General features: G+C 37.2%; 16 protein-coding genes. 10 read left to right on the forward strand and 6 right to left on the reverse strand.

The genetic code is table 11. The annotated features are described in order from the left end of the window. Positions 1-11: 11 nt before the first annotated feature. The 5 genes from K8F54_RS10365 to K8F54_RS10385 form a co-directional block, all read right to left on the reverse strand. Positions 12-470 carry an OsmC family protein gene (locus tag K8F54_RS10365; RefSeq protein ID WP_290790517.1) on the reverse strand — a complete coding sequence of 153 codons (459 nt, stop codon included), beginning with the start codon at positions 468-470 and terminating at the stop codon, positions 12-14. Positions 471-486: 16 nt separating this feature from the next. Next, entirely contained in the window at positions 487-984 is a 498-nt protein-coding gene (locus K8F54_RS10370) for a hypothetical protein (RefSeq protein ID WP_290790520.1), read from the reverse strand. Positions 985-1,050: 66 nt separating this feature from the next. Beyond that, positions 1,051-1,944 carry an HlyD family efflux transporter periplasmic adaptor subunit gene (locus K8F54_RS10375; protein WP_290790523.1) on the reverse strand — a complete coding sequence of 298 codons (894 nt, stop codon included), beginning with the start codon at positions 1,942-1,944 and terminating at the stop codon, positions 1,051-1,053. A 12-nt stretch (positions 1,945-1,956) separates the two neighbouring features. Continuing rightward, positions 1,957-3,219 (reverse strand): TolC family protein, encoded by a 1,263-nt coding sequence (locus K8F54_RS10380; protein WP_290790526.1) that lies wholly within the window; start codon positions 3,217-3,219, stop codon positions 1,957-1,959. A gap of 5 nt (positions 3,220-3,224) precedes the next feature. Next, positions 3,225-3,821 carry a TetR/AcrR family transcriptional regulator gene (locus tag K8F54_RS10385; RefSeq protein WP_290790529.1) on the reverse strand — a complete coding sequence of 199 codons (597 nt, stop codon included), beginning with the start codon at positions 3,819-3,821 and terminating at the stop codon, positions 3,225-3,227. Positions 3,822-4,107: 286 nt separating this feature from the next. On the opposite strand from K8F54_RS10385, the gene K8F54_RS10390 reads away from it, so the two are divergent. From K8F54_RS10390 to K8F54_RS10405, 4 genes are all read left to right on the forward strand, one after another. Continuing rightward, complete coding sequence (locus K8F54_RS10390; RefSeq protein WP_290790531.1) at positions 4,108-4,551, forward strand: Hsp20/alpha crystallin family protein; 444 nt, start codon at positions 4,108-4,110, stop codon at positions 4,549-4,551. 63 nt (positions 4,552-4,614) lie between these two features. Beyond that, positions 4,615-5,058: a hypothetical protein gene (locus K8F54_RS10395; RefSeq protein ID WP_290790534.1), complete on the forward strand. Its 444-nt coding sequence runs from the start codon at positions 4,615-4,617 to the stop codon at positions 5,056-5,058. Positions 5,059-5,093: 35 nt separating this feature from the next. Next, positions 5,094-5,729, forward strand: a complete 636-nt coding sequence (locus tag K8F54_RS10400; RefSeq protein ID WP_290790537.1) for a hypothetical protein — start codon at positions 5,094-5,096, stop codon at positions 5,727-5,729. 8 nt (positions 5,730-5,737) lie between these two features. Further along, the gene (locus K8F54_RS10405) at positions 5,738-6,724 is read left to right on the forward strand and encodes an NAD(P)-dependent oxidoreductase (RefSeq protein ID WP_290790853.1); all 987 of its coding nucleotides are present in this window, start codon (positions 5,738-5,740) and stop codon (positions 6,722-6,724) included. 10 nt (positions 6,725-6,734) lie between these two features. On the opposite strand, the gene K8F54_RS10410 is transcribed toward K8F54_RS10405, so the two are convergent. Then, on the reverse strand, positions 6,735-7,568 hold the full coding sequence (locus tag K8F54_RS10410; protein ID WP_290790540.1) for a universal stress protein: 834 nt from the start codon (positions 7,566-7,568) through the stop codon (positions 6,735-6,737). Between the two features lie 173 nt (positions 7,569-7,741). Here K8F54_RS10410 and K8F54_RS10415 point away from each other — a divergent pair, with 173 nt between their 5' ends. From K8F54_RS10415 to K8F54_RS10440, 6 genes are all read left to right on the forward strand, one after another. After that, the gene (locus tag K8F54_RS10415) at positions 7,742-8,245 is read left to right on the forward strand and encodes a cytochrome c (protein ID WP_290790542.1); all 504 of its coding nucleotides are present in this window, start codon (positions 7,742-7,744) and stop codon (positions 8,243-8,245) included. A 94-nt stretch (positions 8,246-8,339) separates the two neighbouring features. Further along, positions 8,340-8,912 carry a fasciclin domain-containing protein gene (locus tag K8F54_RS10420; RefSeq protein WP_290790545.1) on the forward strand — a complete coding sequence of 191 codons (573 nt, stop codon included), beginning with the start codon at positions 8,340-8,342 and terminating at the stop codon, positions 8,910-8,912. A 28-nt stretch (positions 8,913-8,940) separates the two neighbouring features. Continuing rightward, on the forward strand, positions 8,941-10,902 hold the full coding sequence (gene nosZ, locus K8F54_RS10425) for a Sec-dependent nitrous-oxide reductase (RefSeq protein WP_290790550.1): 1,962 nt from the start codon (positions 8,941-8,943) through the stop codon (positions 10,900-10,902). Between the two features lie 104 nt (positions 10,903-11,006). Then, positions 11,007-11,600 carry a hypothetical protein gene (locus K8F54_RS10430; protein ID WP_290790553.1) on the forward strand — a complete coding sequence of 198 codons (594 nt, stop codon included), beginning with the start codon at positions 11,007-11,009 and terminating at the stop codon, positions 11,598-11,600. 11 nt (positions 11,601-11,611) lie between these two features. Next, positions 11,612-12,043: a nitrous oxide reductase accessory protein NosL gene (locus tag K8F54_RS10435; protein ID WP_290790555.1), complete on the forward strand. Its 432-nt coding sequence runs from the start codon at positions 11,612-11,614 to the stop codon at positions 12,041-12,043. A gap of 2 nt (positions 12,044-12,045) precedes the next feature. Then, positions 12,046-12,273 (forward strand): hypothetical protein, encoded by a 228-nt coding sequence (locus K8F54_RS10440; protein WP_290790558.1) that lies wholly within the window; start codon positions 12,046-12,048, stop codon positions 12,271-12,273. The last annotated feature ends 42 nt before the right edge of the window (positions 12,274-12,315 follow it).

Here is a 12,315-nt window from a genome sequence, read left to right on the forward strand (position 1 = left end):
GGGATTTGATGTTAAGATTCGGTTTCGATTTTCGGAATCATCGTAACCTTCGATTTTACTGAATTTGTAATCAAACAGGCAGCTTCCGATTTTTCTAATACCTTTAAGGCTCTTTCACGGTCTTCTTCTCTTTTAATCACGACAGTTGGTTCAAGAATTACTTCAGACATTAGGTATTTTCTGTCAATTTGATCCAATATCCCTTTGGACTTACAACTAAAACTTACAAAGTCCAATTTCGAATTTTCAGCAATTGCCAAAAAAGTAGTCATTAAGCAGCTACTAACAGCAGCCGTGAACAAATGTTCTGGCGACCAAATATATGGCATCCCTTTTGGGAATTGAGGCGGTGTAGCGACTTCAATACAGTTTGCGGATGGTGCGTTGGTCGGGTTTAATTCGGGAGAACACATTATCCCTTTGCGTTCTTTGTTCCATGTGATATCGACATTATATATATGTTTTTCCATGATTTATGGGTATAAACTATTTGAAATAATTGGAATAGGCTTCTAGGTTTTCGATGATGCTTTCGACAATTTGATTTCCTTCATCTGTAGTCGAAACCTGTAAGAGCCCATCTATCTTTTCGATAAGCGGATGTAAGAAAATATGCAGGTTGTCGTGAGAGGGTCCAGTCATTGTACATTCCTTTACGACATAGTTTTTTTCTTCGTTTAGTTTTGCAGCCAGATCGTGATAGTCTTCTACAGTTTTTGGATCGCTTTGTTTTATCATACCGAGCATATTATCGACACCTTCGTTTGTTTCCAGATTTGCCACCCATTTCGCACCATTGTCGAGTGCTATCTCATTCACCCAGTTGTTGTTAAACGAATGTGAGGTTTTCAGATCAGTTTCCTCATGTTCATGAACCACTTCCGATGCTTCAACGGCTTCATGTTTCTCTTGTTTTTCTTGTTTTTCGTTACAGCTTACTAATAAAGCTGCTAGGATTGCTGTTGTAAAAATTACTTTTTTCATAATGTATTATTTAGAATTTGTATTTGTTTTTATTTTAAGTTTCAGCGCGTGATTGCTTTAATCTTTCTATTCACTGTTCACACTAATCCACATTTCTGCTGGCATGCCAATTTTCAGGCTTCCATCGTTTTGTACGCGGACCTTTACCGCATAGACCAGGTTGACACGTTCCTCTTTGGTCTGAATTATTTTTGGAGTAAATTCGGCGGTTGAGGAAATCCAGAACACCGTACCTTCATAGGATTTCATTTCATTTTCAGTATCTATTTTGACCGTTACCGTCTGACCTTGATTAAGTCCGGCGAGTTGCGTTTCACTCACATAAACACGTAGTGTCATCTCATTTAAATTTGCCAATTTGTAAATGGGTCTGCCAAAAGAAGTTACTTCACCCGCTTCGGTAAATTTTGTTAGAACAGTTCCGGCTATAGGATTCTTGATATTACTTTTCTTTATTTGGTCGTCAATTTGTGCGACTTTCGCCTTAATAGATTTCAGTTCGTTAACTATTGGTGCGTTTTGCGTTTCAACATTTTTTATTTGCTTCTTTAGCACACTCACCCGGCTGCTGGCTTCATCAGCTTGTCGTTGGGTTGCCGCATTTTCTGCAAACATTCCATCTACTCGATCTTGCTCTGTTATCGCAGTTTTCAGCTGCTCTTCCAGAATGCCAATTTGTGACCAAACAGTACCAGATTTCGAAGCGATCGTAGTCATAGTTGCCTGTAGTTGACGCTTCGTTAAGTGAAGTTGCAGTGTGTCAATAAGCCCAACAATGGCATCCTTTTCTAAGAGGTCACCTTCCTCTACATTTAGAAATTCAATTTTTCCGTTTGCTTCAGAAGAAACCGTGATTTCTGTTGCTTCAAAATTTCCATAACCATCGGCCTTTTCGCCATTAGTACAGGATAAAAAACTTCCGAAGATTATACCAAAAATTAATATTGTCGCTTTTTTCATTTGTCCTTTTTTTTATTCTGAAACCCCTTTAACTACCAAATAGTTTGCAGTTGTTAGGCCTAATTGGATTTCGTGTATTTGCTGATCTGTCTTTGCCTCATAGAGCATATTAAAATCGATAATATATTGTGAAGCGGTTATAACACCGTGTCTAAGCTGTGAGTTGGAAGCATCCAACACCTTTTCTCTTAAATTGATAATTTGAGAGTCGGTTAAAATGAGTTGCAGGTATTTATTTCGGTCATTTTCCAGCTCTTTCAATTGAATTTCATTGTTTAAATTGAACGTTTCCCTTTCCGTATTAATTAATTGCTGTGAAATTGTTAATACCTTATCCTTTTCCTTTGTTTTACCCCAATCGAAAATATTCCAGTGGAGTTTAATACCCGCCATATAGAAATCTTGAAACGAATTATCCAGCATATTTAAACCTGGATTTCCATAACCGACTTGAGCAAAACCCATGACTTTTGGATATTTTAATTTTGAATTCACTTCTTTAGAGGCTTCGATTTCTTGTTCTTTCAATTCAAATAATTTGAGTTCTGGCCTCTTTGATTTTGCTTCGAAACTAAGTGTAGATATGGGTTGACTTAAAATTATATCGTCGTCAAATGTCATGTTGATTAAACTAGATAGGTTGTCAAGGGCTTTCTTTCTGTCGAAATTGGCTTGTGAGATTTGTTGCTCAATTTTAAGAAGTTCAGCTTCTATTATTTGCCCTGCTGAAGCAAGTACAGCACCGAATTTAATTCCCGAATTGACTTCTGCTAACCTTAGTGCTAGCTGTTCTTTTTTTGTATTGAGTAGTTCAAGGTGTTTCTGAAACAGCAATGTGCCAAAATAGTATTGATTGATTCTGCTTTTTAATTGATAGAGATTTACAACTACTTGTTGTTGCTGACTTTGCAATTCGGCGGTTTTCAATTGGGTGGTTGCCGCAATGATTCCGCCGTTGTAAATAAGCTGATTGGCGTCTAAAGTAGCGCGATATTGATCCTTATTTGGAGCTTCAATTGTTACATTTGGCAGTTGTAAAGGAAATTCAATAACATCTGATTGATAGGTTGCCTGTGCGTTTAGATCAAGTTTGGGGTATTGTTCTTTTTTGATCGTATTAATTTCGGAGTCGATTTTATTTTTTAATAAATCGCTTTGTTGTGCTAAGGGATAATTCTTTTCAGCCAAATCATAACAGGTATCCAAATCCAATACTTGCTGTGCGTGTAGAAGTAGCGGGGATATTAATACTATTAGAAATAAAAACTTTTTCATTTTTCTTATATTTTGATAGAATCGATAATCTGGTCGGCGATTAAAGTCTTTCGCTCTTCCATAAGTGCTTCGAATTCTTCTTCGGAAATATTCAGCAAACCCTTTACCATCACAGGGGCGACAAAAGGAAAGGCAGAAAGTGCGAAAATATTCAAGAGCACTTGTTTCGGATTTATTTGTCTTATAGTTCCGGCGGCAATTTCTTTGTTAAGTTGATCGATAAAAGGTTGTGGATTTGGTTTTCCGTCATGACTCATAAATTCTACGGCAAAATCTGGATTGTTATTGAGCTCTTGAATTATAAATGATGGCAAGTATGGATTTTCTACTACAAAATCTATATAGTCTGCCGTAAACCATCGAATCTTTTCGAAAATTCCTTCAGTTCCACTAAATATGGCATTCAACTGAGGTGCTAGCTTTCCAAAGGCTTGCATAAATACAGCTCGAAATAGTTGCTGCTTATTCTTGTAATAATAGTGTAGCATCGCCTTATTGATGGCCGCTTCATCTGCTATTTCTTGCATGCGGGCTCCGGCATATCCACTTCTGTGAAATACATTTTTGGCAGCAACGAGTATTTGTTCTTCTGTCGATATCATAATTAACTAAATGGTTTAACCAAATGGTTAACAAAGATAAAAAAAATATTGTTCTTTTCATCTTTTAAAAAATAATAATAATAGTGGAACTTTCTAACTAGCAATACTATTCAAAAAAATTCAAGCAAAATATACGGTACATCTCCCTTTAAAAAGCTGATAATTATCAGTTGACATTCTTCGTTTGTAAACGCCAATGGAAACTGATGGATGTCATAGTTTTCAATAGAGTTTCTCTGTATTTTTATGTTTAAGTAACTGAGTATTAACAAATAATTAAAATGCTATGTCACTTATTAAATTAAACCGAAGAAGATTTCCTTGGCTAAATGATGCGGTGCCCTCTTGGTTGGACACCGATGAATTTTTAGGAGATGATTTTTTTCTAACCGAAAGAAACATACCCGCGATGAATGTCAAGGAGCATGAAACCAATTTTGAGATCGAGTTGGCCGTACCTGGTTTTTCTAAAGACGAAATCGAAGTGGTTTTGGAAAATGACCTTTTACAAGTAAGCGCTAAAAAAAGCGAAGAAAAAAAGGAAGACAAAGAAGGATACAGTCGTAAGGAGTTTAGCTACAATCAGTTTGAGAGAAAATTACAACTTCCTTCGAATGTTGATCCTTCAGAAAAGGTGAAAGCCGTTTACAACAATGGAATTTTAAAGCTTGAACTTCGAAAAATTAAAGAAGCAAAGGCTACTCCTAAAAAAATAATCCAAATAGATTAACCTATTGTGAAAAGCAGGAGATGAATGAGGAGTCGTTCTCTGCTTTTCTAGAATCCTACCATCATGGAAGTTAATAAATCAAATATTAAATACATTGAGTGGCGAAGTACAGAAGACCTTCATGAGGATATCCGAAATAGTATTTCCGAGTTGCGGTTTATAAAGGATGAGCAATTGTTTTTAGAAGATTTAATTAAAGGTCATACCATCCAACTCATATCCGGAAATACATACGAAGAGAGCAAAGAAGTGATTTCAATGCTATCAAAACACAGTAAAAAGCTTCCGCAATTGCTAACTCAATTGATGACACACAGCAATAACCTTCAAATTCTTTTAGATGAACAAGAAGTGCCGGGTGAGATGCAAGATTATAAAGAAGTGCATTATAAGTTAATGTTCGATGTGATTGCGTATCACTCAAAATTCAAAAAAATAAAACGAAAAATATTCCTGCTTATTAAGCAATTAATGAAACAAGACCGACAAAAACGATTGTTGAAATAACAGGCTGATCTATGATTCCTAAACTTACATGTGTTATGAAACTTTCTGTGCTTTTTTTAATTCTAGTCACGCTTAGCGGTTGTTCTTCAAGTAAAGTGATTGAACAATGGAAAAATGAGGAGACACCAACTTTTCAAGCCAATAAAGTATTGGTTATTGGTATCTCAGCGAATGCCGAATCACGAAGATTATTCGAACAGAAATTGGTTTCTGAATTAGCGAAGGAAGATGTCGTCGCTGTTAAAAGTATCGACTTCTTTGACGATTCGTTCACCAATGCCGAAAAAACAGAAAAAGAACTTAATAAAATTGAAAGTCAGTTGCTGGCAGCGGGTTTTGATGCGGTCTTATTTTCGAAGATCACGGGCTCTGCAAGTAAAGTCAACTTAGTCAACTCTTTCAATAATATCAATAGTAGCCTCAATAATTTCCGTGACTATTTTTACGAGAATCAACATGTCTATTTTAGAGAGCACAACCAGGAGTACTACGACATTTATCATACGGAGACTTTATTATACTGTATCTGTCCGGATAAGGCACGAGAATTATTATGGAAAGGATCTATCGATATAATCGATCCTCAAAAACCCAAAAAGGCCGTGAGTGACTATGTAAAGACCTTATTGAGTCAATTGAAGGCACAACAACTCTTGGTCGTGGAATTGTGAAAAAAAAGGTGTTAATATATAGTGCTAAGAATTTTGAAATTCCCTTTTTGAAAGCGGCAAATCGTCAAAATCATCAGGTGGTATTTACTTCAGAACGGCTGACTTCTAAAACGGCTCAAATAGCTATTGGATTTGAAATTGTATCTATTTTTTCTGCCGATGATGCCTCTCCTTTGGTCTTGGAAAAGCTGAAGGACTTTGGCGTGAGATATATTACGCTTAGATCTGCTGGACACGACAATATCAACATAAAGGTCGCGAAAAAATTAAAGTTAAAAGTCGCCAATGCACCCGGATATTCCCCAAATGCCATTTCCGAACACGCCATTGCCCTCCTATTGGCACTTAATAGAAAAATCTGTACCGCAGTTGGTCAAGTTAAAAGGCGAAACTTCACTTTAGATGCCTTGGTGGGCTTCGACGTGCAGGGGAAAACAGCAGGGGTTATAGGCACAGGTAAAATTGGCAGCGTTTTGGTGAAGCTATTATCAGGTTTTGAATGTGATATCCTCGCAAACGATTTGGTTAAAAGTACGGCCCTTGAAGCAGCATATAAGGTTCGCTACAAATCATTGGAAACCCTTTGCAAGGAGGCGGACCTTATTTTTTTATGCCTTCCCTTAACATCAGAAACACATTATTTGATTGACAAAAAACTACTTGCCTTTATGAAGCCGGAAGTTGTGTTAATAAATGTTGCCAGAGGAGCTATTGTAAACACCAGAGAGGTACTTCAAGCATTGGATTTAGGAAAAATTGGAGGCTATGCAACCGATGTATATGAAAAAGAAAGCGGGATATTTTTTTATGACCATTCTGATGCTGAAATTAAGGATACTTTATTATTAGAGTTATTACAACATCCTAAAACAATTGTAACTCCACATCAAGCGTTCGTCACAAAGGAGGCACTTACAAATATTGCTAAAACTACCTTTTATAATATAGACGCTTGGAATAAGCAAAAAACACCTGTTACATCTTTAACAGAATAAAAAATGTTTTCTACAGGCGCAGAATAAGTAGAGGTACACGGCTGTTATAACTTATTGCTGAAGTTTCAGAACCAAAAACAAAGCGATCCAAAAAGGATTTTTGCTCTACAATCAAAGCATGCAAGTCGACAGGGAATAATTGCTCGAATGCATCAATTGCAATAGGTATGGGGATGCCGGAAAGTAAGTAATAGTCATACGATAAATTACCCAATAAATCTTTTAACGAAGCTTCGGTTTCGGCAGATGTTACGTGGATGTTTTCTTCTTTAACATCAAGTACTTTTAACGTGGCCTTATATAATTTCAAAATCTCAATTAGCGGAGCTATCGAAGTAGTTGGGACGCCTTGATAGTTTATCGAAAACAAAACATTTTTTATGTCCTTAAAGGTATAGGCTTCAGGCACTGCAATAAGCGGACAATTCACCTGGCGAATAACATTAAGCGTATTGCTGCCAAATAAAACCTCTTTTGCCCCTGTGGCTCCATTGGTTCCCATAATGATAAGGTCAATATTCTTTGTGACCACAGCCTGCTGCATTGCATCGGTAAAAACATCAAAATCTACTAGGCCATGAAAGGTATATTTTTCACCAACACATTCCTTTTTTAATTTTTCGATGAATTTATTGAGGCTTTTTTTATTGTCATCCAAAATGGCGCGATAAACGGTACTTCCAGAAGATCTTGACATAAGGTCCGCTGTAGTGTAATTTGAAGTTTTTTGAACATTAAGGACAAAGAAATCCACTTCAGAATTTTTAAAAAAGGCCATTGCATATCGAATAGCATTTAGAGAATTCTCAGAAAAATCTGTGGGTAGTAAAATGCGCTTCATCATTTGTGAAATTAGCTAATAAATGTAATAAAACATTTGTGTATACACCATGATTTATATCATGAAGCAGAGGGTTTCAAAATAAAATACCAAACCATCTTAATTATGACAATTGTCATATTTTAAGAGAACCTCTGCTAGTACTTTTGACCCAGAAATATTAATCAACAAATACTATGAAATACCTATTGAAATCGATCGCTTTACTTTTTGTAATCACTCTAGTAAGTTGTGGTGGTGGTGACGAAAAAAAGGAAAAAGAACAAGTTAAAATTGGCAGTTACAAAAAAGAAGAAACCAAAAAAACTTCTGAAACCACAACATCGGCAGAGGCTACAATAGACTTGACCAACAAAGGGGTGGGACCTATTAAAAATTTGGAGCTTCCTGAAACTATTGACCAAGCAATGGCAGCAACAGGTGCCGAATTATTCAAAACCAAATGTACCGCTTGTCATAAAACAGACAAGAAGTTCATTGGACCGGCTCCAACGGGTGTTACAAAAAGACGTTCGCCAGAGTGGATTATGAATATGATTTTAGATCCTGAGGGAATGACGCAGAACGATCCCATTGCAAAGGCCTTATTGATCGAATATAACGGATCGCCTATGGCAAATCAAAGTTTAACAGAAGTAGAAGCACGTAGCATCTTAGAATATTTTAGAACCTTAAATTAAAGAATTCTATACACTTAAATATTCACTTTTAAACCTAGTCGAACCAACTTCTATTTTACAATAGTTGTTGGTTTGACACCAAAAAACACAACATATGAAGACCATATTTAAAATACTGTTTGTATCAGTTTTTATACTTCTTTCAAGTTGTAAAACTGAAACCAAAAATGAAACTACTTCAACGGAAGATCCAGCAGTTGAAGAAACCACGGATACCGAAAAGCAAGGACAGGCCTTTCTCAAAGACGACGAGTCCAGACCTACTGTTTTACACATTGCCATTGGATCGCCAGATCATTCCACTTTAGTGGCGGCAGTTCAGGCTGCTGAACTTGAAAATGTACTGGTGAATACGGGACCGCTCATGGTATTTGCTCCTACCAATGATGCATTTGCTGCATTGCCGGAAGGAACCGTGGAGGATCTCCTCAAACCGGAGAACAAAGAAAAACTAGCTTATATATTAAAGCATCATGTAACTCCCGGAAATTATACCAAGGACTTTCTTAAGAAGTTTAAATCGTTGGGACAGGCCAGCAATGAGAATATCACAGTTGAAGTAAAAGGTGATGATGTATATGTAGGAGGTGCTAAGATTATTGCTAGCGTTCCGGCAGGGAATGGGATAGTGCACGTAGTGGACAAAGTGATTTTACCAGAAAATTAAACTAAAAAACAATTTAATTCAGATAATTATGAAAAAACAATTAAATATTATGTTATCTCTCATCTTCCTTGTGGGATTAGTGAGTTGTAACAACAGTGATGCTTCTAAAAAAAATAAAGGGGCACTAGGTACCAATGCTGCTGAAAAAGTATATGTAGCACCTGGAGAATATGATGAGTACTACGCCTTTATTTCAGGAGGATTTAGTGGACAATTATCTGTTTATGGATTGCCTTCAGGGCGTTTGTTTAAGGTGATTCCCGTTTTCTCTCAAGATGCTGAAAAGGCCTGGGGATATAACGAAGAAACCAAACCCATGTTGAATACGTCTCACGGTTTTGTGCCTTGGGATGATTCTCACCACCCTGATATTTCACAAACCAATGGAGTTGTAGACGGTCGTTGGGTGTTTATCAATGGAAACAATACACCTCGTATTGCTAAAATTGATCTAACCACCTTCGAAACCACAGAGATTATTGAAGTTCCCAATAGTGCTGGGAACCACAGTTCTTCATTCGTTACCGAAAACACAGAGTATGTAGTGGCGGGAACACGTTTTTCGATACCGGTGCCTCAACGAGATATGCCTATAAACGAGTATAAAGGAAATTTCAAGGGAGCATTGTCCTTTATTAGTGTTGATCCGGAAGATGGAGGAATGGATATAAAATTTCAATTATTAATGCCTGGATTCGATTATGATCTTTCACATCCCGGTCGAGGAAAATCACACGGTTGGTTCTTCTTTACTACTTATAATACGGAAGAAGCGAATACGCTGTTAGAAGTAAATGCATCTCAAAACGATAAGGACTTTATCGCTGCAGTGAATTGGAAAATAATTGAAGAGTATGTGAACAATGGCGGCGGAACAAAAATGCCGGCCAATTATGCTCATAATGTCTATGATGAAGAAACACATACTGCTACTTCAACCATGAAAAAGGAAGTATTGGTTGTAGATCCTTTAAAGGTGCCTGGAGCGGTTTACTTCTTGCCTACTCCAAAATCTCCTCATGGTTGTGATGTAGATCCATCTGGTGAGTATATCGTAGGAAACGGAAAACTTTCAGCAAATTTAACGATTCACTCGTTCACCAAAATGTTGGATGCTATCGAAAACAAGAAATTTGACGGAGAAGCCTATGGAATTCCAATTTTGAAATTCGAGGATGTATTGGCAGGTGTTGTAGAACAACCCGGATTAGGACCATTACACACCGAATTTGACGGTAAAGGAAATGCATATACTACCTTCTTTATTTCTTCTGAAGTAGTGAAATGGAAATTAGGAACCTGGGAAGTGGTTGACAGACAGCCTTGTTATTATTCTGTGGGTCACTTAATGATACCCGGAGGAAACTCACGTGAGCCTTTTGGCGATTATGTATTGGCAATGAACAAGATTACCAAAGACCGCTATTTACCAACAGGTCCGGAAGTCACTCAATCTGCTCAGTTATATGATATTAGGGGTGATAAAATGGAATTATTATTGGATTTCCCAACTATTGGAGAACCTCATTATGCAGCCGGAATAAAAGCCGACATTATAATGAAGAACTCTAAAAAGATTTATAAACTGGAAGAGAACAAGCATAAATATGCAATTACTACCGAAGCCGGTGCGAAAGTAGTTAGAAACGGAAACGAAGTACATATTTATATGTCAATGATTAGAAGTCACTTTAACCCGGACAATATTGAAGGCGTGAAAGTGGGAGATAAGGTATATTTCCACGTAACGAATCTAGAACAAGATTACGATGTACCACACGGGATAAGTATTATTGGTGCAAATACATCCGAATTGTTAATCATGCCGGGACAAACCGAAACTTTTGTTTGGGAACCTAAACAAGTGGGCGTATGGCCATTCTATTGCACCGATTTCTGTTCGGCCTTACACCAAGAAATGCAAGGGTATGTAAGAGTATCCCCTGCCTCCTCTAGTATCGAGCTTAGCTGGTCTTTAGGAGAAGATTAATAGTTGTTAATACCGGAAATACAAAATAGCGTAGTGATTAGTAGTATTTCCACAAGAGACGGGAGTTTTCGACTGCTCCCGTCTTTTATTAAACCCAAATTGCAATGAAGAATTCACGAATTATAATGACCCTTGGAGCGCTCTTAATTTTAGGATTATTTGTGTTTCCGCTTTGGAATATAACACTCGAAGCACCTCAATATCCTATTCCCCTTGGAATGGATATTTATATCTACGATTTTGCAGATAAAAATCCACATGATATCAAAAATATTAATTTGATGAATCACTATGTCGGGATGAAATATATTCCGGAAAACATCCCTGAGTTTAAAATATTTCCTGCTGTTATCTTAGTGATGTCACTCTTAGGAATCATTTTAGGGCTTAAGGCAAATTATAAATGGTTTCTTGGTTGGTTTTTATTGATGGCCCTACTGGCTGCTGCCGGAATTTACGATTTCTATTTATGGGGGCACGACTATGGACATAATCTGGATCCAAAAGCTATCATGAAATTTACAAATCCGGATGGCTCGGTCATGGGCTTTCAGCCACCTTTATTTGGATCGAAAGATATTTTGAATTTTAGAGCACACTCATATCCACAATTAGGAGCTTATTTCCTAGCTTTTGGAATGGTACTATCCGCGGTTGCCTTCTTTGTAGGGAGAAGAGCTTCAAAATCGAAAACATAAGTTCATAAACCATGAAAAATCTTATCACACTTGTCGCGTTGTTGGTTATCGTTGCATCCTGTAATGTCAAACCAAAGGAAATTAATTATGGAGAAGATGCTTGTCATTATTGCAGCATGACTATTGTCGACAGACAACATGCCTCTCAATTAGTTACCGATAAAGGGAAGGTATATAATTTTGACGCCATAGAATGTATGGTTAATCACCTTTCGGAAGACACTACACCCATAGCACTTTATTTGGTTACCGATTACACACATCCCGAGGAGTTGATAGATGCTAAAAAGGCCACGTTCATTATCTCACCAAATATTCCCAGCCCTATGAAAGCCAACCTTTCAGCCTTAGAGTCGAAAGCGAAAGCGGAAGAATTAAAAGCTTCAAAAGGAGGCGAATTGTATAGCTGGGAAGCTTTGCTGGACCATTTGAATGAGGAATAGCTATGTATGAAAATGCGAAGACGATTCCAGATTCGGTTATGCAGCGATTAAAATCTCAGGAATTCGCTTCAAAGGTTGGATGTGAAACACCTTTAATCTCCTTGCAAAAAGGGTTTGGGTTTTCGGAGTATTCGTCACCAAGAGATGCGTTACCTATTATGTTGGAAGGGGATATTAATTTCAGTATAAATCATACTGCTTATCAAGTACACACCTACCAACCATTTTAATTTCTGGCAGAGGAAAAGCACAAGGTCTTTGCCAACAAAAAT

The organism is Altibacter sp. (genome assembly GCF_019913785.1).
Classification (GTDB): Bacteria; Bacteroidota; Bacteroidia; order Flavobacteriales; family Flavobacteriaceae; genus Altibacter.